Source organism: Sphingobium quisquiliarum P25 (assembly GCF_000445065.1).
In the GTDB taxonomy this organism is placed as follows: domain Bacteria; phylum Pseudomonadota; class Alphaproteobacteria; order Sphingomonadales; family Sphingomonadaceae; genus Sphingobium; species Sphingobium quisquiliarum.
On the sequence record NZ_ATHO01000145.1, the window covers coordinates 35,374 to 52,990 of the forward strand.

General features: G+C 62.6%; 16 protein-coding genes. 11 read left to right on the top strand and 5 right to left on the bottom strand.

Features of this window, described 5'->3' with window-relative positions; genetic code table 11:
• Nucleotides 1-107: 107 nt before the first annotated feature.
• Nucleotides 108-626 carry an SRPBCC domain-containing protein gene (locus tag L288_RS37805; protein WP_021239343.1) on the top strand — a complete coding sequence of 173 codons (519 nt, stop codon included), beginning with the start codon at nt 108-110 and terminating at the stop codon, nt 624-626.
• Nucleotides 627-647: 21 nt separating this feature from the next.
• Here the strand turns inward: L288_RS37805 and L288_RS42100 are convergent, their stop codons facing one another.
• Nucleotides 648-1,529, bottom strand: a complete 882-nt coding sequence (locus L288_RS42100) for a helix-turn-helix domain-containing protein (protein WP_021239344.1) — start codon at nt 1,527-1,529, stop codon at nt 648-650.
• 122 nt (nt 1,530-1,651) lie between these two features.
• Here L288_RS42100 and L288_RS42630 point away from each other — a divergent pair, with 122 nt between their 5' ends.
• Together L288_RS42630 and L288_RS37810 are read left to right on the top strand one after the other, a co-directional pair.
• Entirely contained in the window at nt 1,652-1,858 is a 207-nt protein-coding gene (locus L288_RS42630) for a ferredoxin (protein ID WP_081856602.1), read from the top strand.
• On the top strand, nt 1,855-3,072 hold the full coding sequence (locus L288_RS37810) for a cytochrome P450 (RefSeq protein ID WP_021239346.1): 1,218 nt from the start codon (nt 1,855-1,857) through the stop codon (nt 3,070-3,072). Before L288_RS42630 ends, L288_RS37810 begins: the two co-directional genes overlap by 4 nt.
• Nucleotides 3,073-3,215: 143 nt before the next feature.
• On the opposite strand, the gene L288_RS37815 is transcribed toward L288_RS37810, so the two are convergent.
• Complete coding sequence (locus tag L288_RS37815) at nt 3,216-4,802, bottom strand: class I adenylate-forming enzyme family protein (RefSeq protein ID WP_021239347.1); 1,587 nt, start codon at nt 4,800-4,802, stop codon at nt 3,216-3,218.
• A 271-nt stretch (nt 4,803-5,073) separates the two neighbouring features.
• Between L288_RS37815 and L288_RS37820 the strand changes: the two genes are divergently transcribed.
• The 7 genes from L288_RS37820 to L288_RS37850 all read left to right on the top strand — a co-directional run bounded on the left by L288_RS37820 (nt 5,074) and on the right by L288_RS37850 (nt 13,549).
• Nucleotides 5,074-6,051: an NAD(P)H-dependent flavin oxidoreductase gene (locus L288_RS37820; protein ID WP_021239349.1), complete on the top strand. Its 978-nt coding sequence runs from the start codon at nt 5,074-5,076 to the stop codon at nt 6,049-6,051.
• 1 nt (nt 6,052) lies between these two features.
• Nucleotides 6,053-6,937, top strand: coding sequence for a crotonase/enoyl-CoA hydratase family protein (locus L288_RS37825; RefSeq protein WP_021239350.1), 885 nt, complete (start codon nt 6,053-6,055; stop codon nt 6,935-6,937).
• Between the two features lie 19 nt (nt 6,938-6,956).
• Nucleotides 6,957-8,279, top strand: coding sequence for a serine hydrolase domain-containing protein (locus L288_RS37830; RefSeq protein WP_021239351.1), 1,323 nt, complete (start codon nt 6,957-6,959; stop codon nt 8,277-8,279).
• A gap of 26 nt (nt 8,280-8,305) precedes the next feature.
• Nucleotides 8,306-9,085, top strand: coding sequence for an SDR family NAD(P)-dependent oxidoreductase (locus L288_RS37835; RefSeq protein WP_021239352.1), 780 nt, complete (start codon nt 8,306-8,308; stop codon nt 9,083-9,085).
• Nucleotides 9,086-9,419: 334 nt separating this feature from the next.
• The gene (locus L288_RS37840) at nt 9,420-11,825 is read left to right on the top strand and encodes a TonB-dependent receptor (protein ID WP_030538810.1); all 2,406 of its coding nucleotides are present in this window, start codon (nt 9,420-9,422) and stop codon (nt 11,823-11,825) included.
• A gap of 256 nt (nt 11,826-12,081) precedes the next feature.
• The gene (locus L288_RS37845; RefSeq protein WP_021239354.1) at nt 12,082-12,489 is read left to right on the top strand and encodes a VOC family protein; all 408 of its coding nucleotides are present in this window, start codon (nt 12,082-12,084) and stop codon (nt 12,487-12,489) included.
• Between the two features lie 205 nt (nt 12,490-12,694).
• Nucleotides 12,695-13,549: an SDR family NAD(P)-dependent oxidoreductase gene (locus L288_RS37850; protein WP_021239355.1), complete on the top strand. Its 855-nt coding sequence runs from the start codon at nt 12,695-12,697 to the stop codon at nt 13,547-13,549.
• A 295-nt stretch (nt 13,550-13,844) separates the two neighbouring features.
• On the opposite strand, the gene L288_RS37855 is transcribed toward L288_RS37850, so the two are convergent.
• Both L288_RS37855 and L288_RS37860 read right to left on the bottom strand, forming a co-directional pair.
• Nucleotides 13,845-15,281 carry an aldehyde dehydrogenase family protein gene (locus L288_RS37855; RefSeq protein WP_021239356.1) on the bottom strand — a complete coding sequence of 479 codons (1,437 nt, stop codon included), beginning with the start codon at nt 15,279-15,281 and terminating at the stop codon, nt 13,845-13,847.
• A 219-nt stretch (nt 15,282-15,500) separates the two neighbouring features.
• Complete coding sequence (locus L288_RS37860) at nt 15,501-16,580, bottom strand: hypothetical protein (protein WP_236613053.1); 1,080 nt, start codon at nt 16,578-16,580, stop codon at nt 15,501-15,503.
• A 145-nt stretch (nt 16,581-16,725) separates the two neighbouring features.
• On the opposite strand from L288_RS37860, the gene L288_RS42105 reads away from it, so the two are divergent.
• Nucleotides 16,726-17,331, top strand: coding sequence for a TetR/AcrR family transcriptional regulator (locus L288_RS42105; protein ID WP_081856604.1), 606 nt, complete (start codon nt 16,726-16,728; stop codon nt 17,329-17,331).
• A gap of 21 nt (nt 17,332-17,352) precedes the next feature.
• On the opposite strand, the gene L288_RS0122040 is transcribed toward L288_RS42105, so the two are convergent.
• Nucleotides 17,353-17,617: helix-turn-helix domain-containing protein (locus L288_RS0122040; RefSeq protein ID WP_031304707.1), on the bottom strand; the 265-nt coding region annotated here is incomplete at its 5' end.

Consider the following 17,617-nt stretch of genomic DNA (forward strand, 5'->3'; position numbering starts at 1 on the left):
GCGGGCCATTCCGTGCTACCCTCCGCCCAACGACAATGAATGTCCGCCGCGGGCGTTTGACGGCTTTTGCCACTGCCGCGCGGGACAGAAGAAAGCAGGAGACGTCGATGCTAGCCGACAGCGTTGCCGAAGCGCGGTACGATCCCTTCGCCATTTATGACCCGGATATTCTGATCGCGTCCGACCCGGTCGAAATCGATGCGCCCGCGATGGTCGTGTGGAACATCCTGACTGACATGCCGCGCTACGGGGAATGGAACCCCTTCTGCGTATGGGCGCAATCGACGTTGGAGATGGGTGCGCCGGTCTATATGCGGCTGGTGAACTACGCCAATCCGGGGTCGCTGTCCCCCAATTGCGAGCATATCTGCGCGTTCGAGCCGGGGCGGCTGCTTTCCTGGGAATTGCTGGACAGCGAAGCCTGGCCCTATCCTGCGCGCCGCGACCAGATGATCGAGGAACTGGGCCCGGAAAAGTGCCGCTACCAGTCGACCGATGCCTTCACCGGGCCGAACGGCATCCATGTGATGCGCTTCTGCGGTCCCTGGGTGACGCGGGCGTTCAACGACTCGGCGCGGGCGCTCAAGGCCAGGGCCGAAGCGATGCACCGGGGCGAGATTACATAATCCCGCGCTGCTGATGCCTCATCAGGGGGAGAGGACATCCTCCTCTTCCTCCGTCACTACGCCGCCCAGCATGCTCTGCCGGTAACGCAGCGGAGTCATGCCGGTGACTCGCCTGAATGCGCGCGCGAAACTGTTGGGATGAGCGAATCCCAGCCGCGCGGCGATTATCTTGATCGGCAAGTCGGGCTGGGAAAGCAGCGTCTGCGCACGGTTCATGCGGAAATTTTCGACATAGTCCGCGACGTTGCTGCCGGTCAGCGCGTGGAACTGGCGATGCAGATGGCGGACACTGATGCCGCACAGTGCTGCCAGTTCGGATATGGAGGGCGACAGATCGCTTTCCATCAACCGCTCGCGGATGCGGCGATATTGCCATGACGCCAGCCTGCCGCCGGTGGAGGCATGGACCTGCCGGTCGAACAGCCGCCGCAACTCCACCGCCACCAGCATATGGAGCGCCTCCATCGCTTCGGGGGACCGCGCTTCGGACGTCGTCAGTTCGCGCGCGGCAAGCCGCATCATCGTACGCAGCGCATCGTTCCTGATGTCAAGCAGCCCTTGCAGCACCTGCACGGGCGGAACGCCGCCGCTGCCCAGGATCGATGCGGCAAGCTGGCCCGAAAAAATGGCGCGCAGCACGCGAATATGCCCGCCCTGGCCGCGTCCATGCACCATCACGCCGGGATAGCGGATGAACAGCGTCCCCATGAAGCAGCGATTGCCGCGATCGATGTCCGGGAATTCGGCTGACGCATCGGTGGCGAGCGGGGGCAGGGACATTTCCAGCATCAGGCTGGGCTCGCTGACCATGAAGTCGATCAGGTCGGGCCATTGCCATTCGACCAGTTCGAACCGCCCGCCGCGCAGGGGCGCCGAATGAATGATGGTGGGCGTGAAGTCCATGATCCTGTCCCGTCCGATAGTGGCCGAAGATGATTATTCTGTCCAGGCGGGTTCATCCGATCGGGTGGGCCGATGGCGGCCGCGCTGGTAAAGCGGTTGCAAGCGAGAGGAGAGAATGTCCGATGAGAGTAGTCGCCAATCTACAGGTCTGCCAAGGCCATGCGCGATGTGAGGACTTGTGTCCTGAAATATTCTCTACAGATGCGGTCGAAGGCAAGGTAGTCATAGAACATCCTGAATTCGGGCCGGAACTGGAAGAAAAGGTGCGCTTGGCCGTTCGCAACTGCCCGGAAGGGGCGTTGCGTATCGCGAAAGGCGGTGCAGCATGACTTTGCAATGGTCTCCCTCTCCGCCTGATCATGTTCCGGCCGAACTGATCGTCGATTTCGACTTCTTTCAGGCGCCCGAAGGGCTGAACGATCCCGTCCAGATCTGGCATGATCTGGTCCGCCGGGGCGTGCCGCCCATCTTCTACACGCCGCGCAATGGTGGCCATTGGGTGTTCCTGAAATATAGCGACATTGTCGAAGGCTATCGCAATCACGAGATATTTTCGACCTATCAGACGCCGATTCCGCCGATCGAACCCTTTCCGGTGATGCAGCCGCAGGGCGTCGATCCGCCGGAACATAATGTCTTCCGAAAGTTGCTGGCGCCGATGTTCACGCCGCTGGCCGTGCGCCGGATGACCGAAGGATTGCAGCACCGCGCCCAGACGATGATCTCGTCCTTCGCGGATAAGGGCGGCTGCGACTTCATCGCGGACTATGCTTCGCGTTTCCCCACCGGCACCTTCCTTGACCTGTTCGGCCTGCCCGAAGAAAGGCTGCCTGAATTTCTGGCGCTGTCGGAAGTCTTCTTCCGCAGCACCGACCCGGATGCGCGGGCGCAGAATCTCAACGACATCTATGCCGTGCTGGAAGAACTGTTCCGCGAAAAGGATCGCAATCCGGGCAGCGACATCGCGTCGGCCATCGTCACCGCGCGCGATGAGAATGGCCAGCAGCATCCCTGGCAGGACATCCTCAATTGCGGTTTCCTGCTGTTCGTCGCCGGGCTGGACACGGTCACCAACACCATGGCCTATGTGTGGCGCTATCTGGCGAGCACGCCGCAGGCGCGGGCGGAGTTTCGCGACCGCCTGGACGATCCAACCGCCTTCCAGCTCGCCATCGAGGAGTTGATGCGGATCAATGCTGTGTCGAACATCTACCGGCGCGTCACCCATGATTGCGAATATAAGGGCATACAGTTCCGCCGGAACGACCGCGTGATCCTGTCCAACACGCTGGCCAACCGGGACCCGTCGGTCTTTGAGGACCCGCAGACGATCAACCTTGACCGTCAGGTAAACAATCATGTGACCTTCGGCGTAGGCCCGCACCGCTGCATGGGGTCGCACCTCGCCAAGCGTGAGATCATGATCTCGCTTCAGGAATGGCTGCGGCAGATCCCCGATTTCGAACTCGCGGAGGATCAGGAGCAAGGCTCCATCTTCGGTGGCTCGGTGATGGGCTTCACCTCCCTGAAGCTGCGCTGGTAGGCGGGCCTCCTGAGCCTGTCGAAGGGCCTCTATTCCCTTAAGGGGAAAAAAGGGAGGCGTCGACAGGCTCAGCCCGAACGGCCGGATGATTTCGGTCGATGGCGAGCGGCTAACAGCGCTTCTGCCCCGCCAGTGCATCTTCATTACGCCAAAGGTGGCAGCCATTGGCGGACGGCGCTTTTCAGCAGCTTGCCGTTCGCATTGCGGGGCAGCGGCCCTTCCACGACATAGATGTGGTCGGGCACCTTATAGTCGGACAGCCGCGCCGCGCAGAAGCTGCGCAGATCCTCGCCCTGAACCTCGCAGCGCGCGACCACGAAGGCTTCCACACGCTCCCCCAGAACGGGGCAGGGCCGCCGGATCACCACTGCCTCGGCCACGTCCTCATGCGCCATCAGCGTATTTTCGATCTCGACCGAATAGATTTTGAAGCCGCCCCGGTTGATCATGTCCTTCTTGCGGTCGAGCAGGCGGATATAGCCCTGCTCGTCCATCGTCGCGATATCGCCTGATTTCCAATAGCCGCCGATCAGCGCCTTCACGCTTTCCTCCGGCTTGTTCCAGTAGCGCGGCACCGTCATCGCGCCGCCGATCCAGATTTCACCCTGTTCGCCGGGTGCGACCTGCCGCCCTTCATCGTCCATGATGACGATGTCGCAATAGGGCAGGGGGCGGCCGACCTTGTCCGGGTGCGCCGCGCATTCGCCCAGCGGCATCATCACCGCCGGAGAGGTCGTCTCGGTCGCGCCATAGATGTTGACGAGGGTCAGGCGCGGAAGCTGCTCCGCCAGCGCCGCGATCGTCGATTCCGCCATGGGCGCTCCGCCGAAAGCGCCGATCCGCCAGCTCGACAGGCCGGCATTGGCGAACCCCGGCTCCATCAGGCACAGCTTGTACATGGCCGGGACCATGATGGCGTAGCTCATCCGCTCCCTCTCGGCCAGGTCCAGGAAGGCGCATGCCTTGAACCCCCGCTGCATCACCAGCTTTCCCGCCACCCTGATGCTGAGCATCAGCAGCAGCAGGATGCCGGTGACATGCGAAGCCGGGACGGACAGGATCATCACTTCGCCATCGCGCAGCGTCAGGTGATCCTGCGACCCGATGCAGGACGTGATGACGCCCAGATGGGTGAGCACCGCGCCCTTGGGCTGGCCGGTGGTGCCGGACGTATAGAGGATGCAGAAGGGATCGTCTTCGCCCACGGCCGAACGGACGGAGGCAGGATCGGGCGCTGCACTGGCCTCCCACAAGGGGCGTTCGGCTTCATAGGTCAGCCAGTGACGCACATGGGCCAGCGCCTCCCGCTGCGGCAGTTCGTCGGTCAGCGATTCTTCGTAGATGATCGCCGCCGCCCCGCTGTCCTCCAGCGCGTAAGCGGTTTCCGGCGGGCGCTGGCGTATGTTCATGGGAACGCCGATGATGCCCAGCCGCGCCATCGCCAGCAGCAAGGTCATGTAATCGGCGCGATTGTCCATCAATATGGCCATCCGGTCGCCGCTGCGCAGCCCCAGCGCCGTCAGCCGCGCCGCGCAGCCGGTGACCCGCGCCGCAAGCTCCCTGTAGCTCCAGCGCTCCTCCCCATCGACCAGCGCAATCGCGTCCGGCGCGCGGGCCAGAGCCTGCGCGAACATATCGGCAATGTCCGCTGGCCTGTCAGTGTGGCAAGCGACGACCCGGCCATGATGCACCTCCCGGCGCAGCGTGCGCCCGGACATGGCTTTGTCCATCCATCCTCTCCCGTATATGCCCGCAAGGGGCCCGAAACCCGCGCATTCTCCATCTGGCGCGCTTTTGATTCAGCTTGCATTGTGGGTTCGGCCTTGGCAAGCGCCATGGCTGGAGGAGGAAGTCGGTGGCCCAAATCCATGACAATCGCTGCGGCGTGATGGCCCAGAGCCTCGCGCTATTCGTAGGAGAAGGCGTGCTTCCCTACGAAAATGGCGGCCGCTACAGCCCTCATGGTCCCCTCATGAACCTCATTCGCCAACAGGAGCATTGATGAAGACCCGGATCACGGACATTACCGGCACCCGCTACCCGATCGTTCAGGGGGGCATGCAGTGGGTCGGCCGCGCCGAACTCGCTTCGGCGGTGTCCAATGCTGGCGCCCTTGGCATTCTGACCGCGCTGACCCAGCCCACGCCCGAAGCGCTGATGGCGGAGATCGAGCGCTGCCGCACGATGACGGACAAGCCGTTCGGCGTGAACCTCACCATCCTGCCCACCACCCAGCCCGTGCCGTATGACGCCTATGTCGAGGTGATCGCCGAATCCGGCGTCAAGCTGGTGGAGACCGCTGGCCGCAGCCCGGCGGAGTTCATCGCCCGCTTCAAGCAGGCCGGGGTCAGGATCATCCACAAATGCACCGCCGTCCGCCACGCCCTTTCGGCGCAGCGCGCGGGGGTGGACGCCGTGTCGATCGACGGGTTCGAAGCGGCGGGCCATCCGGGCGAGGACGATATTCCGGGCATGGTGCTGATCCCGGCGGCCGCCCGTGCGCTCGACATACCTATATTGGCGGCGGGCGGCATGGCGACGGGCCGGTCGATGGCGGCGGCGCTTGCCCTGGGCGCGGAAGGCGTCACCATGGGCACCCGCTTCATGCTGACGCGCGAATCGCCGGTCCATGACGGGATCAAGCAGGCGCTGATCCAGGGAACGGAGCGTGACACGACGCTTATCTTCCGCGCCTTGCGCAACACCGCCCGCGTGTTCCGCAATTCCGTGTCGCAGGAGGTCAACAGCCGCGAAAGCCAGCCCGGCGCCACGTTCGAGGATATCCGCGAACTGGTTTCAGGGGCACGGGGCCGCGTTGCGATGGAAAGCGGGGATGTCGAAGCCGGTCTGGTGTGGGCAGGCATGGGCATCGGCCTGATGGACGACATTCCCACCTGCGCCCAACTGGTCGAACGCATCGTCGCGGAGTGCCGGGAGTCGCTGGCGCGTGCTTCGGCCCTGACGGCGGAGGGCGAATGACATGAGCTACAATACGATCCGCTATGAGGTGGAGGATGATGGTCTGCTGCTGCTGACGCTGGCGCGGCCCGACAAGCTGAACGCCTTCACCGTCGAAATGTGCGAGGAACTGGTCGACGCCTATGGGCGCGCCAGCCGCGACGATGCGGTGCGCGTCATCGTCGTCACGGGAGAGGGACGCGCCTTCTGCGCAGGCATGGACCTGTCGGTCGGCGGCAATGTGTTCGGGCTGGACGAAAGCCTGACTCCGACGATGGAGGATGTGCGCGACCGGGGCGATGATCCCGCGATCCTGAACGGCGTGCGCGACACGGGCGGCCGCGTCGCCATGGCGATGTATGATTGCCTGAAACCCATCGTCGGCGCGGTCAACGGCGCGGCGGTCGGCATCGGGTCCACCATGCTGCTGCCGATGGATTTCCGCTTCGCTTCGGAAAAGGCGCGCTTCGGCTTCGTCTTCGGGCGCCTGGGCATCACGATGGAGGCCTGTTCCTCCTTCTTCCTACCGCGCATCGTCGGCTTGGAACAGGCGCTGGAATGGGCCTATCGCGCCGACATATTCGACGCCGCCGAAGCACATGAGAAGGGGCTGGTCCGAGCAGTCTGCCCGCCCGAAACACTGCTGGACGAGGCAAAGGCGTTCGCGCGGTCGCTGGTGAAGGACCGTTCGCCCGTATCGATCGCCCTTATCCGCCAGATGCTGAACCGCAACAGCGCCGCGCCGACGCCCTTGGACGCGCATCTCACGGAATCCCTCGCCGTCTTCTACACCAGCCAGGCGGACGGGCGGGAAGGCGTGCGCGCGTTCAACGAGAAGCGGCCCGCGCAATTCACTGGCAAGGCGTCGGAGATGCCGCCTTTCTTCCCCTGGTGGGATCAGCGCTGACTTTCCGGGAGGGACGGGCATGAGGATCGACCGCCGCACGATGATCGCCGCGTCCGGCGCTGCCATAATCTTGCCAGCGCCGCTTTTCGCGCGGGCGGGGGGCGAGCGGGCGCGGGGCGGGGCGCAGGCTCTGCCCGAAACCGAAAGCGTGATGCGCGGCTTCGTGGAGCGGGGCACCGTCCCCGGCGCAATCATCGCGTGGCGCGACCGGGACGGCCCGATCCGCTACCGGTCCGCTGGCGCGCTGGGCTTCGCCAATCCTGCTCCCGTCGATGAACGATCGATCTTCCGCATCTTTTCCCAGACGAAGCCTGTCACCGGCATCGCGGCGATGATGCTGGTGGAGCAGGGAGTGATCAGCCTCGACCAGCCGCTCGCCGACATCCTGCCCGCCTTTGCGAATATGCGCGTGATGGAGGGGGGCGATCCTGCGAAAACGCGCCCCGCGGCCCGCCCCATCACCATACGCCATCTGCTGACGCACACGGCCGGGTTCGGCATGGCGGGCATGACGCTCAGTACGCTTTACGCCGAGCATGGCGTCACGCCCAGCCCCTTGCGGAGCGCGTCTGCGCCGGGGACTCCGCCAGCAGCCGCGACGCTTGTGGAAATGGCGGACCGGCTTGCCACCCTGCCGCTCGCAGCCGACCCCGGCACCAGGTTCGACTACAGTGTGGCGCTGGACCTGATGGGCCTCGTCATCCAGCAGGCATCGGGCATGCCGTTCGACACCTTTCTGGAACAGCGGCTGTTCAAGCCGCTCGGCATGGTGGATACCGGCTTTTCGATCGCGCCGGACAAGGTCAGGCGCTTCGCCGATCTGCCCGAGCGTAAGGACGGCAAATGGACGCTGGCCGACGATCCTGCCCGCAGCAGCTATGCCCGCCCCCTCTATCCATTGGGTGGCGGCGGCCTGCTGTCCACGGCGCATGATTATGCCCGCTTCGCCGCCATGCTGCTGAACGAAGGCGAACTGGATGGCGTGCGCCTGCTCAAGCCGGAAACGGTGCGCCTTGCCCGGTCGAACCTGCTGCCCCCGGCCGTGAAGATGGTGCAGCTGCCGCTTGGTCAGACCTTGTCCGGCGCAGGCTTTGGCGCTGGCATGTCCGTGTCCTTGACCGGCGGGCACCGGACGGGTGGCATGTTCGATTGGCCGGGGGAGGTTCCGGCGGGCGTGTTCGGCTGGCCGGGAGCGGCTGGCACCGCCTGCTGGATGGACCCTTCGCGCGGCTTCTTCCTTCTGTATCTCACCCAATATTGGCCGTCCTCGCTGAATGGCGAGATGCGGCCAGACATTATCGCAGCGGCCTATCGCGACCTGAAAAGGAGCGATCTGGGCTAGGAACTGAAAAGGGCAGAGGATCACATATGGCAGCGGATTTCACCCCCCGGCTGGGTTTGCCCGGCACTGGAGTCATCATCACCGGCGGCGCATCGGGCATCGGCCTTGCCACCGCGCATGCGCTTGCCGCTGTCGGGCGGCCGGTCGCGCTGTGGGACATCAATGCGGAAGGAGCCGCCGCCGCCGCGCGTGAAATCGCCGCACGCTATTCCGTCGCCGCGACCGGCCTTTCCGTCGATCTGCGCAATTCGCAGGCAGTTACGCCCGCCGCCATTGCTTCCCGTGAAGCACTCGGCAGCGTGGGCGGCATCGTGCACGGCGCCGGGACGAGCGAGATTACGGGGATTGACGGCGTGACCCCTGACAATTGGGATGCGGGCCTCGCGCTCCACGCCCGCGCGCTGGTGCTGATCACCCAGGCCTTTCGGGAGGACCTGCGCGCCAATCCCGGTAGCGCCATCGTAGCCATCGCTTCCATCAACGCCACCCTGGGCAACGCACTGATCCCGATCTACAGCGCGGCCAAGGGCGCGATCATCTCGCTGGTGCGGTCGATGGCGGACGAGCTTGCCAATGATGGCGTGCGGATCAACAGCATCAGCCCAGGCATGATCGACACCCCGATCATGGCTGAAACCAAGGCGGCGCTGCCCGGCCATTTCGAAAGGCACATCATGCTGGGCCGCTACGGCGCGCCGGAGGAACTGGGCCGCGTCATCCGCTTCCTGCTGTCGGAAGAGGCAAGCTACATTACCGGCGCCGACATATTGGTCGACGGCGGCAACATACATTCCCAAAGGCTGTAAGCGCGGCGCTTTGAAGCGCCACCTCCAGAATATACGTGTCATGCATTGCGCAGCAGGAACTGTCCTGATCTGCGCACTTTGCATTCCCCTACGGCAACGGCGCCTGCGACACGCAAGTAAGTTTATACCCACTTATTCGTAATCAATTCTGCATTTCCATACGCACATCGCGCATGATTCTGTTCAACACAGAACATATTCGGCCCTAAATAGCCGCATCGGCTGCAAAATGGGTTCAGACATGGCCTGAACGCATGTTTTTGCGTGAAGCGTCGGATCATGCGGCTAAAGGCCGGGCGATTGCCAGTTCAGAAGAGCAAGGATTCAAGGGAGGATGACTATGAAATCCATATTATTGGCCAGTGTCGCACCGATGCTGGTGCTGCCCCTCGCCGCCACGGCGCAGGCGCAGGAAACCCCTGCCGCCGGTCAGGTGCAGGATCAGGGAGCGCTTGGCGACATCGTCGTTACCGCGCGCCGCTCCGCCGAAACATTGCAGGACGTGCCGGTTGCCGTCACCGCGCTGAGCGGGGACTTTATCGAACGCCAGAATATCTCCGATCCTACCGACATTCCCCAGTTTGCGCCCAACCTGACGATCGAGCAGCAACCGGCAAGCCTGTCGGCCGCGACTGTCTTTATCCGCGGCATTGGCAATAACGAACCGTCGGCCGTATCCGAACAGGGCGTCGGCATCTATCTGGACGGCGTCTATCTGGCCCGCGCCGCCGGTGCGGTGTTCAACCTCATCGATCTGGAACGGATTGAAGTTCTGCGCGGACCGCAGGGCACGCTGTTCGGCCGCAACACGATCGGCGGCGCGCTTCAACTCGTTTCCAAGAAGCCCAGCGACGACATGGCCGTCACCGCCAAGGCGGGGTACGGCCGTTTCAACGATTGGTATGTAAAAGCGCGTGTCGACACCGGCTATATCATCGGCGACGTGATCAAGGCTTCCATTGCGGGACAGCATCGTGAAAATGACGGTTGGGTCGATAACACCCTGAACCCCAAGTCGCTCGATCCGGGTGCGGTAAAGTCGAATTCTTTCGCGCTCGGTCTTCAGGGCGACTTTGGCGACGTCACCGTCAACTATAATTTCGACTGGGATGAACGAAAGGGTCTTGCTCCCTTCTTCCAGCTTGTCGCCACGACACCGCAGGCACAGGCTTATTATTCCCAATCGCCCAGCTTCGGCGGCGCGCCCTTCCTGGTCAGCCGCGATCGGCTGGGCACTGTGCAGCAGGCTGGCTATACCGAGGCGAATGGCGAAACCCGCTATCGCAACACGACGCGGGTTCAGGGCCATGCGCTGACCATCAGCTATGAAGCCATTCCCGAACTGACGATCAAGTCGATCACCGGCTACCGGAAATTCTACCAGGATTCGATCGTCGATCTGAGCGGCAACGGGTTCCTGCGCGGTCTTGTGCTCGACTTCACCTCGCCCACGCTGGTCTCCAATCAGGTGACGCCGCTCTATAATGCCAACAACGCCCCGCAGAAACAGTGGCAGTTCAGCCAGGAACTGCAAGCTCTGGGTAAGGTCGGCGACATTAATTATCTGCTTGGCATGTATTATTTCTACGAAAAGTCGTCGGAAAATAATCGCCAGTCGATTAACATCCTTTCCACTGTCGGCGGCCTGCCCTTGCTCGATCCCCGTATTACGCAGTCGGTGGTCGACGGCATCCTTGCTCTCAACCCCGGCCTGACCGCCGACAGCACCATCGGCATCCCGGCCACTCCGGTCCAGGCCTTTGGCGGCACGTCGCAGTCGATGGCGATCTTCGGCCAGGCGAGCTGGAAACCGTCCTCGCTCGATGAGAAGCTGGAAATCACCCTGGGCGGCCGCTACACGGGCGATGACAAGAGCATCTATCTCGCTGGCGATGTCAGCCCGGTTCAGCGGGGTCGCAAGAGCTTCGACAATTTCTCGTGGCTGGCGTCCGCATCCTATGACGTGACGGACGATGTGATGGTCTACGCCCGCGTGTCCACCGGTTACCGTTCAGGCGGCCTCAACCCGCGCGCTGGCGTCATCAACAGCTTCGAACCGGAAAAGGCGACCGCCTACGAAGCTGGCATCAAGTCGCAATTCCTGAACAACCGGCTGCGCTTCAACCTGGCGGGCTATATCACCGACTATAAGGACCTTCAGGTGCAGCAGTTCGCCGCGGGCAGCGGTGGCGCGACGTCGCTGATCGTGAACGCGGGCAAGGTGCGGCTGTCCGGTTTCGAAGCGGAACTGACGGCCATGCCGTTCCGGGGCTTCCAGATCGACGGTTCGGTCGGCTATGTGAAGTCGAACTACAAGACGTTCGAGTTCCGCGATCCCACGAGCAACATACTCTTGGACGTGTCGGATGAAGCGAAGCCGGTCTACACGCCCAAATGGACGATCCATGCGGGTGCTGAATATGCCTGGTCTCTTGGTGACGCGACGGTACGCCTGCGCGGCGATTATTCTCGCCGGACCAAGATCTACTTCAACGCGCTCAACAACACCGCGCCGTTCAACGAAGATATCGTCTCGCCGCCGCAGGACAATGTGAAGGCGCGTTTGTCGGTGGAGGAAATCAATGTCGGCGGCGGCAAGCTGGACGTCGGGGTCTGGGGCGACAATCTGCTGAACCAGCAGCGCCTGACCTATGGCATCGACTTCGGCGCGCTCGGCTTTGCCGGGGCCGTCTTCAATCGCCCGATTTCCTACGGTATCGACGCGCGCATCTCCTTCTGATCGTGCGGCCGCCCTCCGGGGCGGCAGTACCGGAGCTTTGACAGGGAGGGCGGGACCGGGCAACCGCGTCCCGCCCTTCTTGAATCTGCGGCCTTATTAAGGCGGAGAGATTAATTTACAGGCGACGTGCCCGGATTTCTGTTCTATCCCCGCTATGCAGGCAAAGGCCCCGCGCCGCGTGCGCATCTGCGCGTGATGCATGGGCTTCCTTGCTTCCGGTTCTTACGCTTTGATCACAACCGATAGGAGAAATGCGATGACGGCCCCTTCCACTTTCACCAAGCTGATCTGCCGCGATGAAGAGGCGATGGCCGAATATTATGGCAATGTATATGGCCTGGGCATTGTGCAGCGGGTTCAGGGCGAAAGCGACGGGGAAGCCTTCCGCGAAATCATCCTGGCGCCCGGTGGAGACTGGACCAAGGGGACGCTGGTCATGTTCAACTATGTCGATCGCCCCGCTCCGCGCGACCAGCAGGTGATATTGGGCTTCACCGTGCCTGATCTCGACGCGCTGGTGGAAAAGATCACTGCCAATGGCGGCAAGCTGAAAGGGCCGATCCGCGAGGAGCGCGAACATGGCGTCCGCGTCGTGTTTTCGACCGATCCCGAAGGCGCGCTGTGCGAAAATGTCCAGATGCTGGCCGGGGCGCACGCTGCTTGACAGGCTGCTCGCCTGATCATAGGCCAAGTGGGTAAATACTGACAAAACCGGGCGTGCTGGCGCGCGTTCCGGGTGGATGAAATAAGGGGGTGGCGGGGCGTCGGCAAGCATGCTTCGCCCGGCCGCCTTCTTCTTTCATCAGGCAGGATCAGCCGGTTTGGTCACGGGTCAGGCCGGGTTTCGACATCATATTGGGAGATCATAGATGGCGCGGGATGCTGAAGTTTTTGGAGGCGGCGTAGCCGTCGTTACCGGCGCGGGTTCGGGCATCGGCGCGGGCATTGCCCGCCGCGCCGGACAGATTGGCATGACGGTGATCGTGGCCGACATCAATGAACAGGCGGCTGCTGGCACGGTGGATGAAATCACATCGGCAGGCGGCAAGGCGGAAGCGTGGAAGCTGGACGTGTCCCGCCCGGAAGAACTGGACCGTTTCGCCGAACAGGTCTTTGCCCGCCATGGTGAAGTGCGCCTGCTCATCAATAATGCTGGCATCGAAACCGTTGGCTATACTTGGGAAGTGCCGACGGCACGCTGGGAAGCGACGCTCAACATCAATGTGCATGGCGTCATCCATGGAGTGCGTGCCTTCGTCCCGCACATCATCGCCAGCGGCAAGGAAGCCTGGATCGGCAATCTGTCGTCGGTCGGCGCGTTCGGGCACATGCCCGCGCAGACGGCTTACACCGTGACCAAGCATGCGGTGCAGGCGTTCAGCGAATGCCTCTATCTGGAAATGGAGCTGAAAAACCTGCCCATCCATGTTTCGTCCATCGTGCCGGGCATGCTGCGCACCAACATCTTCAACGCCGAAGCCGGTGAGGGGGAGCCCGCCAATGCCCAGGCCCATCGCCGCGCCATGTTTGAGATGATGCGCGATTATGGCATGGATCTGGACGAAGGCTGCCGCCTATTCCTGGAGCAGATGGCGGAGAATAAATTCTGGGTTCACAGCCAGCCTGAAATGAGCGAGCAGATCATCGGCGGCCGCATCCGCTTCCTCCAGGATCAGATTCCCCCGATCATGCCCGACCTGGCCCGCCAGATCGCGGCTGACTGAAGCTTTTATTTGGCATGAAAGATGACGTGTTCCTGCCGGTGCAGGAACACGTCTGAGGCCAAGCAAGACAATCTCTAAAAGTGACTACGGTTTCCAACAGGCGCATTGCCCTGCTGGAGCCTCCCGTCACTGAAATTACAATAGGGCGAGCGGTTTCAGAGCATCGTTCCGCAATTCAAGAACACCAGACCAATTTCGGCCCAGCCTGACACGGCAACTCAACCAATCCCGCAAAGCAGCGGGGTCATACGCCTGCTCTCACAAGCGCATGACCCCGCCCGTTACTCAAACGCCGTTAAAGCGCGCCGTGATTGATGTAGCTGGTCTTCGTTTCGGTGAAGAATTCGGCCGTCGATGCACCGGTTTCGCGCGGGCCGTAGCCGGACGGCGAGCGTCCACCCAATGGCACATGATATTCTAGGCCAGCGGTCGGCGCGTTGACCATGACCATGCCTGCCTGCGATGCCTTACGGAAACGTTCGGCATTTTTAAGGCTCGTCGTCGCGATGCCCGACGACAGCTTATAGTCGCAATCATTGGCGGCGTGGATCGCTTCGTCCAGATCCTCGACCTTCACGACCGAAGCGATCGGGCCAAAGGATTCATGCTGATTGCAGCGCCATTCGGTCTTGGTGTTCACCAGCAGGGCAGGCGCCATGAACAGCCCGCGCGTCCTGCCTTCCAGAGCGACGCCGCCAGCGGCCAGCTCCGCGCCTTCGCCCTGCGCATCCTTCACGAATTGCAGATTTTCGTTGAACTGCTGGACGTTAGCGACCGGCCCGATCTGGGTATCGGCATCCAGCGCATGGCCGATCTTGTAGCTGCCCGCCACCTTCGCCATCCGCTCGACAAAGGCGTCATGGATGCCCTTGGTCACGATCAGCCGCTCGGTGCCGGTGCAGCGCTGACCCGTCTGAATCCATGCGCCGTTGCTGGCGATTTCCACCGCCAGGTCGAGATCGGCATCGTCCAGCACGACCAGCGCATTCTTGCCGCCCAGCTCAAGCTGGCACTTGGTCATGGTTTCCGCCGCGCGGTTGAGCACGACCCGCCCCGTCGCGGTGCCGCCGGTGAAGGTCAGCGCGTCGGCCTCATCGATCATGATGTTGCCTGCCGCGCGGCCTTCGCCCATCACCAGGTTGAAGACGCCTGCCGGAACCCCAACCTCTTCCAATATCTGCGCCAGCATCACGGCCGCGCCCGGCACGTAGGAGCTGGGCTTGAGCACAACGCTGTTGCCATAGGCCAATGCAGCGGCGACCTTCCACGAAGGCAGCGCGATGGGGAAGTTCCACGGCGTGATCGCCGCGACCACCCCAACCGGCTCGCGCGTCACCAGCACGTTGAAGCCGTCCCGCATGCTGTTGTACCATTCGCCCTGCGCGCGCACCACGTCGGCGGCGGAATAGTGGAAGCACTGGGCGGCGCGGATCGTTTCGCCGATCGCTTCGGGCAGGGTCTTGCCTTCTTCGCGGGCCAGCAGCGTGCCGATGTCGCGGCTGCGTTCGATCAGCAGGTCGCCAACCTTGCGCAGCATGTCGGCGCGCGCCTGCATGTTGAAAGCGGCCCAGCCCGGCTGCGCGCGGCGGGCGGCGGCCATCGCTTCGCGCACCTGCTCCTCGCCGACCTTGCTATAGGTGCCGACGACCTCATCAAGGTCCGATGGGTTCATCGTTTCGAACGATGCGGCGCCATCGACCCACCGGCCGTCGATATAATTCTGACCCTTCATTCAAGCTTCTCCATGATCCAATCCACCCAAGGCCGGGCTATCCGCCAAACGTCATAGTGAGTCGATGCTCAACATGCAAAATGCAATCGGCTATGCAGTTTCACTGGCCCTTTGCGTAGAAGAACATCCTGCACGCTGCGGCCTCGCATCATCAACGGCAAAGGGCCGTGCTCCTTCTGGAAGCACGGCCCTTCGTCATTATCATGCCGGTGCGTGGCGTCAGGCCGCCAGCAGCTGATCGACGGGCGCTTCCGCCGGATATTCGGCCGGACCGCCGAAATTATAGGCGGCATTGAGCGCGCGGATGAAGACCGGATCGTTCAGCGGGTCGGTCGGCGTTTCGATCTGGATGCCGCGCGAACGAACGTCCTTGATCAGCATGTCGATCGCCTGCTCGTGCGTCAGGTCGTCGGTGCCTTCCATATTCTTCTTCAGTTCCGCGAAGTCGCTGAACACTTCGGCCGACCAGTGGACCAGGAAACGCAGGTCGTCAGTATGATAGCGTTCGATGACCTGGTCGCCAGTCTTTACGACCCAGCCGTCAGAATCGCCCTGTTCGCCCGTGAACACGGAATCGAAGGCAAGGCCAGCGGGACGGCGGCGTTCGACGGGGCCGTTGGCTTCGCCGCGATGGACCAGCATCTCATTCTGGACGACGACGGCGCGATTGTAGATCGGCGCCTGGACCCGCGCGGGCTTGGCGAGAGGGCCGTTGGGCCAGTAAGTGAAGCCGCTGGCCGGGTCATGGCTGAACCAGGTGATGACCTGCGCCATCTTGATCAGATAATCCTTGAACAGGCCCGAACGGCCCATCACCGAACACAGCCAGGTCGGCGAGTTTTCATAGCGAACGCCACGGAAGCTGGGCGTATCCAGATGGCCGGGGTCCGTGTTCGCGCAGGGGCCGTTGATGTTGAACAGCATCATCTGCGGCTTGGCATATTCCGCGTTCCAGTAGGACTTGGCGTGATTGAGAAACGCCTCATTGTAAAAGACGTCGTGCAGTTCAGGATAAAGCACCGCCGAATAGTTGGCCAGGAAGCCGCGGAAGGTCGGCGTCAGGAACATATCCAGCGTCGGCTTGAAATCGTCGGGGAAACCACCGGCAAAGGTGGCCAGCAGCGATTCGGCATTGGGGAAATGCTGCGCCAGGATCAGCTTCCACGGACCCTTGTCATGCACCACGTCCAGCAGCAGCCGCTTCTGTTCCTCGGTGAAAGGCTTGTCGATCTCGCGCGGCGGAGAGGCCGGGCGCAGAATGTCCGACAGATATTGTTTACGCGCGTCGTCAAGCATCATGATCTCCTCGAAAATGCGTGAAAGGGCGCACCGGGCCACCCTTCACTTGATTCGAAAAGTTATAGGATGATAACTTTTTTCGCAAGTCCTTTTGCATGGCGGCAAGATCGTCCATGCTGGGCGGGAATTCGGGCAAGTCAGGGCAATGATGAACAAGGGGCAGCGCACGGCGCACCGCATATTGGATGCAGCGGAACTGCTGTTCGCTCAAAAGGGATATAGCGCTGCGTCCCTGCGCGAGATCGCGGCGATGACCGGCATTCAGCAGCCGGGCCTTTACAAGCATTTTTCCGGCAAGGAAGACCTGTACCGCCAGGTCTATGAACGCGCGCTGCGGCCGCTTACCGAATTGATGGACCAGATTGTCGCGGGGACCGCCGACATGCCGGTCTTCTACGATTTGACCGATCAATTGACCGATCTGCTGGCGATCCACCCGAACATCGCCAAATTGCTGATCCGCGCCGTCATCTCGCGCGATTTCGACCGGGATGAGATCGCGCTGGACTGGCTGAGCCGGCTGGTCGACTATGGGCGGCTGCTGAATGAAAAGCTGGGCGCGCCAAGCGATGACAACAGCGTCGCGTTGCAGACCGTGGCGATTTTCAACACGCTGTTCGGCTTTTTCTGGTCGTCGCCGCTCATCGAAACGCTGGCGGGCAAGCCATCCACCGATCCCGGATTGATGGACATGCAGAAACAGCTTCTGCGCCAGTTCGTCATCAGTTTCGGCGAGCAGATCAAGGCCTGACGGAGCCCATGCACGGGCTCATTAGCCGCTGATAGCCCGGCCCTTGCCCGCGCGCCAGCCACGGGGCGACTGGCCGGTGTGGCGGGCGAAGAAGCGGGAGAAATAGGCCGGGTCCTCAAAGCCGATGGCATAGCCCACCTCCGCGACCGAAAGATTGGAATAGAGCAGCAGGCGGCGCGCTTCGAGCAGGGCGCGCTCGTCCAGCATGGCGGCGGGGGAAAGGCCCGCGACACGGGCGCAGGCTTGGCGCAGCGCGGTTTCGCTGACGCCCAGCGCGCGGGCATGG

Bases quoted from the DNA above. Each gene is read 5' to 3' on its own strand.
- L288_RS37805 (WP_021239343.1), top strand. From the start codon at position 108: ATGCTAGCCGACAGCGTTGCCGAAGCGCGGTACGATCCCTTCGCCATT.
- L288_RS42100 (WP_021239344.1), bottom strand. From the start codon at position 1,529: ATGGACTTCACGCCCACCATCATTCATTCGGCGCCCCTGCGCGGCGGG.
- L288_RS42630 (WP_081856602.1), top strand. From the start codon at position 1,652: ATGAGAGTAGTCGCCAATCTACAGGTCTGCCAAGGCCATGCGCGATGT.
- L288_RS37810 (WP_021239346.1), top strand. From the start codon at position 1,855: ATGACTTTGCAATGGTCTCCCTCTCCGCCTGATCATGTTCCGGCCGAA.
- L288_RS37815 (WP_021239347.1), bottom strand. From the start codon at position 4,802: ATGGACAAAGCCATGTCCGGGCGCACGCTGCGCCGGGAGGTGCATCAT.
- L288_RS37820 (WP_021239349.1), top strand. From the start codon at position 5,074: ATGAAGACCCGGATCACGGACATTACCGGCACCCGCTACCCGATCGTT.
- L288_RS37825 (WP_021239350.1), top strand. From the start codon at position 6,053: ATGAGCTACAATACGATCCGCTATGAGGTGGAGGATGATGGTCTGCTG.
- L288_RS37830 (WP_021239351.1), top strand. From the start codon at position 6,957: ATGAGGATCGACCGCCGCACGATGATCGCCGCGTCCGGCGCTGCCATA.
- L288_RS37835 (WP_021239352.1), top strand. From the start codon at position 8,306: ATGGCAGCGGATTTCACCCCCCGGCTGGGTTTGCCCGGCACTGGAGTC.
- L288_RS37840 (WP_030538810.1), top strand. From the start codon at position 9,420: ATGACTATGAAATCCATATTATTGGCCAGTGTCGCACCGATGCTGGTG.
- L288_RS37845 (WP_021239354.1), top strand. From the start codon at position 12,082: ATGACGGCCCCTTCCACTTTCACCAAGCTGATCTGCCGCGATGAAGAG.
- L288_RS37850 (WP_021239355.1), top strand. From the start codon at position 12,695: ATGGCGCGGGATGCTGAAGTTTTTGGAGGCGGCGTAGCCGTCGTTACC.
- L288_RS37855 (WP_021239356.1), bottom strand. From the start codon at position 15,281: ATGAAGGGTCAGAATTATATCGACGGCCGGTGGGTCGATGGCGCCGCA.
- L288_RS37860 (WP_236613053.1), bottom strand. From the start codon at position 16,580: ATGATGCTTGACGACGCGCGTAAACAATATCTGTCGGACATTCTGCGC.
- L288_RS42105 (WP_081856604.1), top strand. From the start codon at position 16,726: ATGATGAACAAGGGGCAGCGCACGGCGCACCGCATATTGGATGCAGCG.